This is a genomic window from Micromonospora trifolii, assembly GCF_050516465.1.
In the GTDB taxonomy this organism is placed as follows: Bacteria; Actinomycetota; Actinomycetes; order Mycobacteriales; family Micromonosporaceae; genus Micromonospora; species Micromonospora trifolii.
In genome coordinates, this window is the sequence record NZ_CP191526.1 from 506,790 (window position 1) to 520,083 (window position 13,294).

The following is a 13,294-nucleotide window of genomic DNA, read 5'->3' on the forward strand; positions in this document are numbered from 1 at the left end:
AGATCAGTAGCGGTTGATGGTGGGCGCCGAGCCCAGTTCCGCGCCGAACTTGCCGGCGGTGCCGTCCCAGGCCTTCTTCCAGCTGCCGTCCGAGACCGCCTTGTCCAGCGTGTCGTTGATGAAGCTGCGGAAGTCCGCGTCCTCCTTCTTCACACCGATGCCGTACGGCTCCTTGGTGAAGTTGCTGCCGGCCAGCTTGAAGGACGCCTCGTCCTTGGCGATGTAGCCGAGCAGGATCACGTTGTCCGTGGTCACGGCGTTGACCTGGCCGCCCTTGAGGGCATCCCGGCACTTGTCGTAGGTGTCGAAGAGCACCAGCTGGGAGCCGACGTCCTTGACGTACTGCTTGATCGTCTCGGCCGGGGTGGAGCCGGTGACGGAGCAGACCTTCTTGGTGCCGTCCTTGAACGAGTCCGGCCCGGTGATGGTCGTGTCGTCCTTCTTGACCAGGATGTTCTGGCCGGCCTCGTAGTACGGGCCCGCGAAGGCGATCCGCTCCTTGCGCTTGTCGTTGATCGTGTAGGTCGCGGCGACCAGGTCGACCGTGCCGTTGACGATCACGTCCTCGCGGACCTTCGAGGGGGCCTCGACCCACTCGATCTTGTCCTCGGGGATGCCGAGCTCCTTGACGATGATCTTGGCGACCTCGACGTCGAAGCCCTCCGGCTTGCCGGAGAGGCCCTTCAGGCCGAAGCCGGGCTGGTCGAACTTGGTGCCGACCTTGATCTTCTGGGCCTTGTTCAGCTTCTCCATGGTGCTGCCGGCGGTGAAGGACTTGCTGCCAGCGCCGGTGCCCTCCCCGCCGTCGTCGCCACCACAGGCGGTGAGGCCGAGCGCCAGAGCGGCGACCGCGGCGACTGCCGCAACGCGCTTGATACGCATACTCTTCTCCTTCTTCAACGGAGCCCACCGAGTACGGCGCGCTCCACTACGGACGCCTAGTGCGTGAGGATCTTGGAGAGGAAGTCTCGGGCCCGCTCGCTACGCGGGTTCGCGAAGAACTCCGCCGGTGGGGCGTCCTCGACCAGTTGCCCGTCGGCCATGAAGATGACCCGGTTCGCCGCGTGCCGGGCGAAGCCCATCTCGTGGGTCACCACGACCATCGTCATGCCGTCGCTGGCCAGCGAGGTCATCACGTCGAGGACCTCGCCGACCATCTCCGGGTCCAGGGCGCTGGTCGGCTCGTCGAAGAGCATCGCCTTGGGCTGCATGGCCAGCGCCCGGGCGATGGCCGCCCGCTGCTGCTGACCGCCGGAGAGTTGGGCCGGGAACTTGTCCGCCTGGTTGGCGATGCCGACCCGGTCCAGCAGGGCCAGGCCGCGCTCGCGAGCGGCGGCCGGCTTCTCCTTGCGGACCTTGATCGGGCCGAGGGTGACGTTCTCCAGGATGGTCTTGTGCGCGAAGAGGTTGAAGGACTGGAAGACCATGCCCACCTCGCTGCGCAGCTTCGCGAGGGGCTTGCCCTCGGCCGGCAGCGGCTGACCGTCGAACGTGATGGTGCCCGAGTTGATCGGTTCCAGTCGGTTGATCGTGCGGCACAGCGTCGACTTGCCGGAGCCGGACGGGCCGATCACCACGACCACCTCGCCCCGACCCACCGACAGTGAGACGTCGTCCAGCACGTGCAGCGGCCCGAACCACTTGTTGACCGCGTCCAGCACGATGAGCGGTTCGCCCGTCGTCACGTCGTCCACCGTCCCCTGTCGTATCCCGGATCGGGGTCGGTTGACCCCCGGTGCGGCCACTGTAGGCGGCCTGATGTGGCAGAACACAACCCAGCGGGTCACGGAGCGGTAACACCGGTCGCGATCGTTCTCGGGCGTCCGATTTCGGTCACCGACTGGGTGGTCACGGTGGCGATCGTGGCGTGTTGTCGAGATCATGTGGGGATGACCGAACCGGTACGGTTGACCAAGTACGCCCGCGGCGGTGGCTGCGCCTGCAAGATCCCGCCGGGTGAGCTGGAGATCATGGTGGCCGGTCTCGGCCCGGCGACCGGCACCGCCGAGTTGCTGGTCGGGCTGGACCACGGCGACGACGCGGCGGTGGTGCGCCTGGATGAGCGGACCGGCCTGGTCAGCACCGCCGACTTCTTCACCCCGGTGGTCGACGACGCGTACGACTGGGGTCGGATCGCCGCGGCGAACGCGCTCTCCGACGTGTACGCGATGGGCGGCACCCCGCTGGTGGCGCTCAACCTGCTCTGCTGGCCGCGCGACGTGCTGCCGCTGGAGTTGGCCCGTGAGGTGCTGCGCGGCGGCCAGGACGTGGCGCGGGAGGCCGGCTGTCACCTGGCCGGCGGGCACAGCGTGGACGACGACGGCCCGAAGTACGGTCTCGCGGTCACCGGCACGGTCCGACCGGAGGAGCTGATCACCCTCGACGCTGGGCGGGCCGGGGTGCCGTTGTCGCTGACCAAGCCGCTCGGGGTGGGTGTGCTGAACACCCGGCACAAGGCGACCGGGGAGAGCTTCCCGGAGGCGGTGGCGACGATGAGCGCGCTCAATCGGGACGCCGCCCGCGCGGCGGTCGCCGCCGGCATCCGGTGCGGCACCGACGTGACGGGGTTCGGGCTGCTCGGGCACGCCTCGAAGCTGGCCCGGGCCAGCCAGCTCACGGTGGCCATCGACACCGCCCGGGTGCCCTATCTGGCCGGCGCCCGCGAGGCGCTGCGCGACGGGTTCGTCAGCGGCGGCAGCCGGCGCAACCTGGACTGGGTGACCCCGTGGACCGACTTCGGCGCGGCGGACGAGGCCGAGCGGCTGCTGCTGGCCGACGCGCAGACCTCCGGTGGGCTGCTGGTCGCCGGCGAGGTGCCCGGCGCTCCCGTGGTGGGCGAGCTGCTGCCCCGGGGGGAGCACCGGGTGATCCTGCGCTGACCGGGGGCGGCCGACCCGCGGCAGGACACGCGGTGGCGGTGGTGCGAATGGCGCACCATAGCCGATAAACTGTCACCTTCCCGCTACTCCGAGCAATGCTGCTCAGGGAAATTTTGCCCGGAATGGTCACAGACCGGTAACTTGCCCCCGGCTGGGGTCAAATGCCCCCCACCATCGTGTGTAAGGCCCGATCCGGAGGCCGGTGGGGACGAACGCAGCGAGGAGGCGGAATGACCGAGCTGTGGAACTGGAGAATCGACGGGGCTCAACCCGTGGAGGTCTACCCGGCGCTGGCCGAGGCGCTTGGTCGGGTGGTGATGCCGTTGGCGGTGGCCGACCCGGCGCGGCTGCCGGCGTACGCGGTGGTGTGTGACGTCTGGCAGGCGCCGGGCGAGTTCTCGACGGTGGTGGACTGCTACGGGGTGCCGGAGCAGCTCTCCGAGCACGCGAGCATCGCGGCACTGGCCCGATTGCTGGGCCGCAACTGCCTGTTGCGCGACGACACGCTCGACGCGGGCCGGCACCTGCTCGTCGCCCCGGACGGCACGGTCCGTCCGGTGCACTTCGACGTGCGGGACACCGAGGACGGCGAGGTGCTCAGCAGGCTGCGGCTCTGCTCGCTGGGCGACCCGGGTTGCCGAGGCTGGTCGCAGTGCCACCGCTCGCGCTGGGCGCCCGACACGGTCGCCCCGGCGCTCGCCGCGGCCTGACCCTCCCCAGGGTCAGGCCCGGCCGGGGTGCCGTGCCGGTGAGCGGCGGTCAGTTGGCGGCGGTGGCCGACCGGTCCGTGGTGCCCGATCCGGCACCCCGCACCACCAGTTGGTCGAGCAGGGTGCGCGTCGCCTCGGCCACGGCGGCAACCGCGGCGTCGAAAGCGGCGGCGTTGTGCGCGGCGGGCGTCCGGAAGCCAGAGATCTTCCGGACGTACTGCAACGCCGCCGCCTCGACGTCCGCGTCGGTCACCTGCGGGGTGAACGGTTCACGCAGCGTCTTGATGCTCCGGCACATGTCAGCTCCTCCTCCGTCCACCGCGGCGTGCCACTCGCCGTGCCGGCGGTGGTACCGACGGTGACACTGGGTCGATATTTGTCTATCCTGGTCACGGACCAGAGCCGTTCGAGCCACAGCCGCCGCTCGCGCTCCCAGCGCCCCGGGCCCCCGGAGACTCATTGTGGACCATGCCCCCACCCGCCCATCCCGTCCCGACCTAGACGATCTCACCCGTAGCCTGCACATTCCGCTGGAACGGATCGCCGTCGAGCACGCCGATCTGATCGAGGCGGTGCGCAGCCGCGTCGTCACGAACGACTCCGTGCCGTCCGGCATCGTGGCCGTCGCCGCCTTCAACTCGTCCATCTGAGTGATGGTCTGCCGGTGCGGTCCGCCCGGAGTGGGCGGATCCTGCCGGCGGATCAGCCAGTTCGTGCTGAAGGTGCACAGCCGGTGCGACCTCAGCTGCGACCACTGCTACGTCTACCAGCACGCCGACCAGACCTGGCGCGGCCGTCCGGCGCGGATGCCGCCGGCCACCGTCCGGGCCGCCGCACGACGCATCGCCGAGCACGCCCGCGAGCACGAGTTGCCGGTCGTGCACGTGGTGCTGCACGGGGGTGAGCCGCTGCTGCTGGGGGCCACCGGGTTACGGGAGGTGCTGGCCGAGCTGCGCACGGCCATCACCCCCTGGGCGCGGCTCGACCTGCGCATGCAGACCAACGGCGTGCTGCTCGACGAGGAGCTGTGCCGGCTGTTCGTCGAGTACGACGTGCGGGTCGGGGTCTCCTTCGACGGCGACCGTGCCGCCAACGACCGCCACCGGGTCTTCGCCCACGGCGGCAGCAGCCACGACCTCGTCCGGCGGGCGCTGGCCCTGCTCCGACGGCCGGAACACCGCGCCAGCTACGCCGGCATCCTCTGCACGATCGACGTCCGCAACGATCCCGACCGGGTGTACGAGGCGCTGCTGGCCGAGAGCCCGCCCCGGGTCGACCTGTTGCTGCCCCACGCCACCTGGGACCACCCCCCGGAGCGCCCCGGCCCCGAGCCCACCCCGTACGCGGACTGGCTGGGGCGGCTGCACCGGCGGTGGGTGGACGACGGGCGCACGATGTCGATCCGGATGTTCGAGGCGCTGCGCCCGGGTGGCGGCGGCACCGAGGCGTTCGGCCTCGCGCCGGCCGACGTGCTGGTCATCGAGGCGGACGGCAGTTGGGAGCAGGTCGACTCGCTGAAGACCGCGTACCACGGCGCGGCCGGCACCGGGTTCGACGTGTTCGACCACTCGGTGGACGAGGTCGCGCGGCACCCCGGGGTCGCCGTCCGGCAGGAGGGCGTGGACGGGCTCTGCGCGACCTGCCGGGCCTGCCCGGTGGTCGACCGGTGCGGCGGCGGCCTGTACGCCCACCGCTGGCGCACCGGCACCGGCTTCGACAACCCCTCGGTGTACTGCGCCGACCTGCTCCGCCTGATCGACACCGTGGACGCCTACCCGCCACCCGCCCCGCCCGCGTCGGGGGACGGGTCGACCACCTCGCCCGTCGACGGGTTGCTGGACGACCTGGCGACCGGGCACGGCTCGGCGTCGACGCTCGCGCTGCTCGCCGACACCCAGCTCTCCATCACCCGGGCGCTGCTGGCGGCCTGCCGGGACGGGTCCGGCACCACTGCCGCCTGGGAGTTGCTCGTCCACCTCGACCAGGCGGCGCCGGAGGCGGTCCGGGCGATCCTGGCGCACCCCTTCGTCCGGCCCTGGTTGGTGCATCGCCTCGACTCGTCGGCCCCGCCCGGCCTCGGCGCGGCAGTCGACCCACTGCCCGCCATCGCCATCGCCGCGGCGCTGCGGGCCGGCGTCCCGGCCGCGTTGCACGTCCCGGTGCGAGCCGGCACGATCACGTTCCCCACGCTCGGCAGCCTGGTGCTGCCCGGCCTGGGGGAGAGCGCCGAGGTGACCGTCCGGCCCGGCGAGTTCCAGGTCCGGGGCGGGTCGGTCGCGCAGACGGTGCTCCTCGATCCGCTGGCGCCGCCGTCGACCGGCTGGTTTCCGACCCGCGACGTGTCGGTGCCCGGTGGCCGGTTGCTCCTTGAGGACGGTGACCCGTACCGCGACTGCTACGGCCAGCCGGTGGAGTCCCGCCTGGACGTTCCGGCGGCGCGGGCGTTGGGCCGTACCCTGGCGGCGGCCTGGCGGGTCGTGCACCGGGACGTGCCGGCGCACGCGGCGGCGCTCGACGGCGGCCTGCGTGCCGTGGTTCCGTTGGCGCCCGACCCGGCGCGACCCCTGCGGAGCGCGACCGCCCGGCACGCGTTCGGCGCGGTCGCCGTCACCCCCCATCCCGACCCGGAGACGATGGCGGTGCTGCTCGTGCACGAGTGGCAGCACGCGAAGCTGGGTGCGGTGCTCGACCTGTACGACCTGGTCGAACCCGGGCAGGGCCTTCGGATCCGGGTGCCCTGGCGCCCCGACCCGCGGCCACCGGAGGGCGTCCTCCAGGGGGTGTACGCCCATCTCGCCGTCACCCAGGTCTGGCAGTCCCGGGCGGCCACCGACGATCCGGACGCGTCGGCGCACGCGGCCCACTTCCTGGCGTGGACCCGGGACGGCGTCGACGCGCTGCTGGCCAGCCGGTCGCTCACCGCGGCGGGTGAGCGGTTCGTCGGCCAGCTGCACCACGCCCTGGAGGAGACCCGTGTCGGGTCCAGATGAGCACCTACCGCCCAGACTGGGCCGTCCCCGCCTCGCCGACGACCTGCGGGCGTTGGGCGTACGCCCGGGGGTGTGCCTGCTGGTGCATTGCGGCCTGCGTCGGGTGGGCCCGCTGGAACACGGCCCGGCGACCCTCGCCGGCGCGCTGCGCGACGTCCTCGGTCCGGCCGGCACGCTGCTGGTGCCCACCCACAACGACGGCAACTCGACCACCTCCCGGGCCCACCTGGCGGCCACCGCCGGCATGGATCGTGCGCAGCGGGAACGGTACGAGGCGGCACTGCCGGGCTGGGACCGCCGGAGCACCCCCTCGCAGCGGATGGGTGTGCTCGCCGAGTACGTCCGGTGCACCCCCGGCGCGGTGCGCAGTGATCATCCGCAGACCTCGTTCGTCGCGCTCGGCCCTCGGGCCCGGCAGCTCACCGACGGCCATGACCTCACCTGCCACCTGGGGGAACGCTCACCGGTCGGCGGCCTCTACGCGGCGGACGGGCAGATCCTGCTGCTCGGCCTCGGCTACGAGGCGTGCAGCGCCCTGCACCTGGCCGAGTACCGGCTGCCGGTGCCGCCGCCCGAGCGCGACTACCAGTGCTTCCGGCTCGTCGACGGGCGGCGGGTCCGCCTCGACTTCCGAGCTCTGGACCTGGACGACCGGGACTTCCCGACGGTGGGTGCCGCACTCGACGAGACGCCGTTGGTGCGGCACGGTCGGGTGGGGCGGGCCAACGCCCGCCTGCTGCCCGCGCGAGCCGCTGTCGACTTCGCGACTGGTTGGTTCGCCACGAACCGGTTGGCGGCGCGACGTTGACGCGGGGACTACGCTGATGGTCCGGCCGCGTGGGGAGGGCGGAGGGGCTGCGGTGAGCACAGTGGACGCACCCTCCCAAGCACGCGCCCCACTCTTCTTCATCAGCTACTCGCGGGCGCCGGTCGGCCGGGCCACCGGCAAACCCGCCGAGTACGTCTCCCGTTTCTTCGAGGACCTCTCCGTCCACGTCAGCGAGCTGGTCGGCCCGGTGACCGGAGTGGACGCCGGCTTCCTGGACAGCTCCATCGCCGGCGGTGAACGCTGGAGCCCGGAGCTTCTCCAGGCCGCCGGCACCTGCCAGGTCTTCGTTCCGCTGGTCTCCAGCGCGCTGCTCGGCAGCGACTGGTGCGGCCGGGAGTGGGACGCGTTCTCCCGCCGACGGATCACCCCGCGACACAGCTCCGCCTCGGTCCACGAGACGGCGATCGTGCCGGTCACCTGGTCGCCGACGAACGGCACGGCGCTGCCCCGGGTGCTCCGCGACATCCAGCGCTTCACCCCGACCGCGATGCCGGATCCCGACATCGCGGTGCACTACCAGCGGGACGGGGTCTACGGCTTGCTGACCATGCAGTGGGAGAACGCGTACCGGGCGGTGGTCTGGCGCCTCGCCCAACGGATCGTGGCCATCCACCGGTCGTACCTGGTCGAACCCTGGGTGCCGGCAAGCGTGGACGAGCTGTGCAACCGGTTCGCCGAGGAGCCGGAGTGAGCCCCCCGACGGCCCGGCGCCGGCCGGGGGCACGCGGGACGTACTTCTTCCTGAGCTACGCCCACTCGGCGCCGCCGCCGGGCGGCCGGGCCGACGCCGACGTCTGGGTCGGCCAGTTCTTCGCCGACCTGACCGACGAGGTGCGGCGCCAGGCGCGACCGGTCGCCGGGATGCGGATCGGCTTCTTCGACCAGCACATCCCGTTGGGCGCCGACTGGAAGGCCGCCCTCGCCGAGGCGCTCGGTGACGCCGAGGTCTTCGTTCCGCTCTACTCACCCGGCTACTTCAGTCGCCCCTGGGCGCTGGGGGAGCAGGAGTCCTTCCGGGCCCGGTTGGCCGCCGCCGGGTCGGCCCGGCTCACCGCCGGCCATCTCACCCCGGTGCTGTGGATCCCGTTCCCCCCGTGGGAGGCCCACCCGGAGCTGGACGGCGCCCTGGACCTGGGCCGGGACGTCCCGGAGTACGCCGCGGACGGCCTGCGCGCGTTCTGCATGCTGGCCTCCTACCGGGCCCAGTACGAGCTGATGCTGAGCCGCCTGGCGAGCCGGATCGTGCACACCGCGGAGCGGCGTCCGATGGGCCCGTCCCGGGCGCCCGGCCTGGACGAGGTGGTCCGTCCGTCGCCGACCGACCCGGACTTCGTCGTCGCCGTCCTGGCCCCGACCCGGGACCGGCTGCCGACCGATCGCGACCCCGCCGGCTACGCCGCCAGCGGCCGGCTCTGGCGGCCGTACGGGCGCAGCCAGCAACTGCCCGCCGCCGAGTACGCGGTCAGCACCGCCGAGCGGCTCGGGCTGTCGGCCCGTACCGAGGACTTCGCGCAGGCCTCCGCGATGCTCGATCGGCGGCCGGCCGTGCTGTTGGTCGACCCGTGGATCGCGGCGGCGCCGGACGCGGCTGCGGTCCTCGCCCGCATGCTGCACGGCCTGCGGGAATGGGTCGTTCCGCTGGTGGTCACCGACGACGACGACAGTCAGGACGCCACCCGCTGGGCCACCGAGGTGACGCAGTTGCTGCACGACGCCGGTCTGCCCCAGGTGAAGCGGGCGTGCAACATGCCGGAGTTCGTCGACCTGATGCCGGCGCTGGTCACCGAGGCGCGCCGGCAGTTCCTCAAGTACGGCCCGGTCGTCCCCTTCGAACCACCGCCGGAGCCCGTGCCGAGCCTGCGTGACGGCCTGCCCGCTGCCGGCTCGACCGCTTCCACCGACCCCGCGTCCCCGCCTGATGATCCGGCCCCACCGCGTCCCCACGGAGAAAACCGATGAACAACGATCGCGAAGGCCAGGTCGTCACCTTCTACTCGTTCAAGGGTGGGACGGGCCGGACGATGGCGCTGGCCAACGTGGCCTGGATCCTGGCGGCCAGCGGCCGGCGGGTGCTCGTCGCCGACTGGGACCTCGAGTCACCCGGTCTGCACCGTTTCTTCCACCCGTTCCTCGACGCCGAGGCGATCCAGGGCACCAGCGGCGTGATCGACATGATTCGCGACTACGAGTGGGAGACCACCCGGGTCGACGACCGGCCGGACCGCTGGATGGAGCAGTACGCCCGGGTCGGGCGGCACGCGTTCTCGCTGCGCTGGAACTTCCCCGACGGCGGCGGCCTCGACTTCCTCTCCGCCGGCCGGCAGAACAGCGACTACGCCGTCTCGGTGAGCGGGCTGGACTGGGACAACTTCTACAACCGGCTGGGCGGGGCGCAGTTCTTCGAGGCGCTGCGGGCGGACATGAAGCGCCAGTACGACTTCACCCTGATCGACAGCCGGACGGGGTTGAGCGACGTCGCCGACATCTGCACCCTGCACCTACCGGACACCCTGGTCGACTGCTTCACCCTCAGCGACCAGGGCATCGACGGCGCGGCCCGGGTGGCGCACTCGGTACGGGACCGGTACCGGCGGCGCGACATCCGGGTCCTGCCGGTGCCGATGCGGGTCGACCAGGCCGAGAAGGAGCGGGCCGAGGCGGGTCGCCTGCTGGCCATGCGCCGGTTCGCCGGGTTGCCGGCCGGCATGACCGAGGCGGAACGGCGGCGTTACTGGGCCGCGGTGGAGGTCCCGTACCGGCCGTTCTACGCGTACGAGGAGACCCTCGCGACGTTCGGCGACCCGCCGGGCTCACCGACGTCGCTGCTGGCCGCGTTTGAGACGCTGACCGGGATCCTCACCGACGGCGCGGTGACCGCGCTGCCGGTGATGGACGAGTCGGTACGGGAGCGGGGCAAGGCCCGGTTCCGCCGACGCACCGAGGCGATCGACGACCAGATCGTGCTCCGGTACGCGCCGGAGGACGCCATCTGGGCCGAGTGGCTGGAGCGGGTGCTCAGCTCGGCCGGGCTGCGGGTGGTGGAGCCGACGTCCGCCGTCGGGTCCGCCGGTACGCCGGCCCCGCGCACGCTGACAGTGGTCTCGCCGGCCTACGTGGCGACGCCGTCCGGTGGTCTGCCCGACCGGGACACGAGCACCGGTTCCACGGCCCTGGCCGTGTACGTCGCCGACCTGCGCCCGCTGGCCGAGTTCCCGTCGCAGAGCTCCACCAACCTGGTGAACGTGAGCGCCGCGACCGCCGTGGAGCGGGTTTTGCGGCTGGTTGGGCGGCCGGTGCCGTCGTCGGCGGACGGGCCGGCGGGCGGGGCCACCCGTTATCCCGGCACCGAGCCGTTGATCTTCAACGCCCCCAACCGGAACGCCCGGTTCACCGGCCGCGAGGACGACCTGGCGCGGCTGCGCGCGCAGTTGCAGAGCGGGGGCAGCGCTGTGGTGCTGCCGGTCGCCCTGCAGGGCATGGGCGGCGTCGGTAAGACGCAGGTGGCTCTGGAATACGTGCACCGGTTCAAGGCCGCGTACGACGTGGTCTGGTGGATCGTGGCGGACCCGCCGCAGTTCGTCGACACCGCCCTCGCCGACCTCGCCGGTCGCCTCGGCATCCTCGTCGGGCCGACCCTGCCCGACACGGTCCGGTCGGTGCTCCAGGTGCTCGGCCGTGGTGAGCCGTACGAGCGGTGGCTCGTCGTACTGGACAACGCCGAAGAGCTCGACCAGATTGAGCCGTTCCTGCCGCAGGGCCCCGGGCACGTCCTGCTGACCTCCCGCAACCGCGCCTGGGGTGACCGGGCGAACCCGATCCAGGTGGATGTCTTCGACCGCACCGAGAGCGTGGCGCACCTCGCCCAGCGGGTGCCCACGATCAGCGCCGAGGAGGCCGACCGGGTGGCCGAGGCTCTCGGCGACCTGCCGATCGCGGTGGCCGCGGCGGGCGCCTGGCTCGCCGACACCGGCACGTCGGTCGCCGACTACCTGCGGCAGATCGAACGGCACGGCCCCAGCGCCCTCTCCGTGGAGGCGACCTGGGATCTGTCGCTGAACCGGCTGCTCGAGCAGGCGCCCGCCGCGTACCGGCTGTTGCAGCTCTGCTCGGTGCTGGCCCCGGAGATCGCCCTCGAACTCATCTACAGCGACGAGATGGCGGCGGCCCTTGTGCCGTTCGACCCGTCGGTGTCGGAGCGGCTCGTGCGCGGCGCCCTGGTCCAGCAGATCAACCGCCTGGCACTGCTCAAACTCGATGTCCAGGGCGGTCGGGTCCAGGTGCACCGGCTGTTGCAGGCGGTGGTTCGCGACCGGATGACCGACGACGAGATCGTCGCCGCCCGCCACCAGGTGCACCTGGTGCTGGCCGCGTCCCGGCCCCGTGGCGACGTGGACGACCCGACCACCTGGGCCCGGCTGCGCATGCTCTGGCCGCACCTGGAGGTTTCCGAGGCGCTGACCTGCCCGGACGAGCCGGTGTGTCAGCTGCTGATCGACCGGGTCCGTTATCTGTGGCAGCGCGGCGGTCTGGACCAGGCCGACGCGTTCAGCCAGGAGGTGGACGACACCTGGAGCGCCCGGCTCGGCGACACGCACGACGAGGTCGAGGCGTCGGCGCTGGGCCGCCAGTTGCTGCACCTGCGGTTCAACCGGGCGAACATCCTGCGCAGCCTGGGCCGGTTCAACGAGGCCCGGGACCTGGACGAGGCGGTGCTGGCCGAGCAACGCCGGCTGCTGGGCCCGTTGCACCCGCACAGTCTGATGACCGCCGGCAGCCTCGGCGGTGACCTGCGGGCGCTCGGCCGCTACGCCGAGGCACTGGAACGGGACCGGTCCACCTACGCCTCCTGGCTCCAGGTGTTCGGCGAGGATCACCCCCGGACGTTGAGCGCGGCCAACAACCTCGCCGTCTCGTACCGGCTGGTCGGCGACTACCGGTCGGCCCGTCGCTGGGACGACGAGGTGCACCAGCGGCGGCGGCTGGTGCTCGGCCCCACGCATCCCTACACCCTCGTCTCCGCCGTGCGGCTCGGCAGCGACCTGCGGGAAGCTGGCGAGTACGAGAGGTCGGCCACCCTGCTGCGCACGGTGTACGAGACGTACTGCGAGGTGCTCGGGCCGGATGACGGCCAGAGTCTCGCCGCCCAGGTCAACCTGGCGGTGTCCCTGCGCAGCTCCGGTCGGGGCAGCGAGGCCGCGCCGATGTTCGAGACGGCCTACCGCGAACTCGACGAACGCTTCGGGTCGGACAACCCGGACACGGTGGCGTGCCGGTCGAGTCGCGCGGCGAACCTGTTGGCCGTCGGCGACGCGGCTCGGGCGCTGACCGAGATGAACGCCGTGCGGGTGGCGTTCGAGGAGCAGCTCCGGCTCGGCCCGGAGCACCCACACGCCCTGGCGACGGTGAGCAACATCTCGGCGGCGGAGCGCGCGCTCGGGCGCAGGTCGGACGCGCTCGCGTCGGCGTCCCGGGCGGTCGGCGAGTTGCGCAAGGTACTCGGTCCGGACCACCCGCACACCCTCGCGGCGGAGGTCAACCAGGCGGTGTGTCTCGCCGAGGAGGGTGACTGGGAGTCGGCGCGGGACCGGCTGCGGGAGACCGCCGGCCGACTGGCCGCGGTGATCGGTGCAGACCACCCCGACACGTTGCGCTGCCTCGGCGATCTCGCCCTGGTGGCGAGGCGGGCCGCCGACGGCCCGGCCACCGAGGACGTCGGCGTCGTGGCGGACCGGCTGGCCGAGGTGATCGGTCTGGAACACCCGACCGTGCAGACCCTGCGCGAACGGCGGTTCGTGGTCCGGGTGATCGACCCACACACCATCTGAGCGGGTCGTCCGGCGGGCGGGCCGACTGTCCGGGCCGGCCCGCCGCTCCGGCCTGGCCGGG

11 protein-coding genes are annotated in these 13,294 nt (G+C 72.3%); 8 read left to right on the top strand and 3 right to left on the bottom strand.

Going from position 1 to position 13,294, the window contains the following annotated elements:
- Window positions 1-3: 3 nt before the first annotated feature.
- Complete coding sequence (locus ACQRWP_RS02305; RefSeq protein WP_430500586.1) at window positions 4-882, bottom strand: glutamate ABC transporter substrate-binding protein; 879 nt, start codon at window positions 880-882, stop codon at window positions 4-6.
- Window positions 883-938: 56 nt separating this feature from the next.
- Window positions 939-1,694: an amino acid ABC transporter ATP-binding protein gene (locus ACQRWP_RS02310; RefSeq protein WP_238660654.1), complete on the bottom strand. Its 756-nt coding sequence runs from the start codon at window positions 1,692-1,694 to the stop codon at window positions 939-941.
- 195 nt (window positions 1,695-1,889) lie between these two features.
- Between ACQRWP_RS02310 and selD the strand changes: the two genes are divergently transcribed.
- Both selD and ACQRWP_RS02320 read left to right on the top strand, forming a co-directional pair.
- On the top strand, window positions 1,890-2,879 hold the full coding sequence (selD, locus tag ACQRWP_RS02315) for a selenide, water dikinase SelD (RefSeq protein WP_430500587.1): 990 nt from the start codon (window positions 1,890-1,892) through the stop codon (window positions 2,877-2,879).
- A gap of 230 nt (window positions 2,880-3,109) precedes the next feature.
- Entirely contained in the window at window positions 3,110-3,589 is a 480-nt protein-coding gene (locus tag ACQRWP_RS02320; RefSeq protein ID WP_238681830.1) for a hypothetical protein, read from the top strand.
- A gap of 49 nt (window positions 3,590-3,638) precedes the next feature.
- On the opposite strand, the gene ACQRWP_RS02325 is transcribed toward ACQRWP_RS02320, so the two are convergent.
- On the bottom strand, window positions 3,639-3,887 hold the full coding sequence (locus ACQRWP_RS02325) for a DUF2277 family protein (RefSeq protein WP_238681829.1): 249 nt from the start codon (window positions 3,885-3,887) through the stop codon (window positions 3,639-3,641).
- 163 nt (window positions 3,888-4,050) lie between these two features.
- Between ACQRWP_RS02325 and ACQRWP_RS02330 the strand changes: the two genes are divergently transcribed.
- The 6 genes from ACQRWP_RS02330 to fxsT are packed head-to-tail and all read left to right on the top strand — an operon-like array spanning window position 4,051 to window position 13,233.
- Window positions 4,051-4,239, top strand: a complete 189-nt coding sequence (locus ACQRWP_RS02330) for a hypothetical protein (RefSeq protein WP_354941896.1) — start codon at window positions 4,051-4,053, stop codon at window positions 4,237-4,239.
- 30 nt (window positions 4,240-4,269) lie between these two features.
- Window positions 4,270-6,579: an FxsB family cyclophane-forming radical SAM/SPASM peptide maturase gene (locus ACQRWP_RS02335; RefSeq protein WP_430500588.1), complete on the top strand. Its 2,310-nt coding sequence runs from the start codon at window positions 4,270-4,272 to the stop codon at window positions 6,577-6,579.
- Window positions 6,563-7,387: an aminoglycoside N(3)-acetyltransferase gene (locus tag ACQRWP_RS02340; protein ID WP_430500589.1), complete on the top strand. Its 825-nt coding sequence runs from the start codon at window positions 6,563-6,565 to the stop codon at window positions 7,385-7,387. Before ACQRWP_RS02335 ends, ACQRWP_RS02340 begins: the two co-directional genes overlap by 17 nt.
- 52 nt (window positions 7,388-7,439) lie before the next feature.
- Window positions 7,440-8,099: a TIR-like protein FxsC gene (locus ACQRWP_RS02345; RefSeq protein WP_238681825.1), complete on the top strand. Its 660-nt coding sequence runs from the start codon at window positions 7,440-7,442 to the stop codon at window positions 8,097-8,099.
- Window positions 8,096-9,367 (top strand): TIR-like protein FxsC, encoded by a 1,272-nt coding sequence (locus tag ACQRWP_RS02350; RefSeq protein WP_430500590.1) that lies wholly within the window; start codon window positions 8,096-8,098, stop codon window positions 9,365-9,367. The genes ACQRWP_RS02345 and ACQRWP_RS02350 overlap by 4 nt, the downstream gene beginning before the upstream one ends.
- Complete coding sequence (gene fxsT / locus ACQRWP_RS02355; RefSeq protein ID WP_430500591.1) at window positions 9,364-13,233, top strand: FxSxx-COOH system tetratricopeptide repeat protein; 3,870 nt, start codon at window positions 9,364-9,366, stop codon at window positions 13,231-13,233. The genes ACQRWP_RS02350 and fxsT overlap by 4 nt, the downstream gene beginning before the upstream one ends.
- Window positions 13,234-13,294: the final 61 nt, after the last annotated feature.

What these genes read in the sequence shown, in the direction of transcription:
- fxsT (WP_430500591.1), top strand. Translation starts at nt 9,364, where the DNA reads ATGAACAACGATCGCGAAGGCCAGGTCGTCACCTTCTACTCGTTCAAG.
- selD (WP_430500587.1), top strand. Translation starts at nt 1,890, where the DNA reads ATGACCGAACCGGTACGGTTGACCAAGTACGCCCGCGGCGGTGGCTGC.
- ACQRWP_RS02305 (WP_430500586.1), bottom strand. Translation starts at nt 882, where the DNA reads ATGCGTATCAAGCGCGTTGCGGCAGTCGCCGCGGTCGCCGCTCTGGCG.
- ACQRWP_RS02320 (WP_238681830.1), top strand. Translation starts at nt 3,110, where the DNA reads ATGACCGAGCTGTGGAACTGGAGAATCGACGGGGCTCAACCCGTGGAG.
- ACQRWP_RS02325 (WP_238681829.1), bottom strand. Translation starts at nt 3,887, where the DNA reads ATGTGCCGGAGCATCAAGACGCTGCGTGAACCGTTCACCCCGCAGGTG.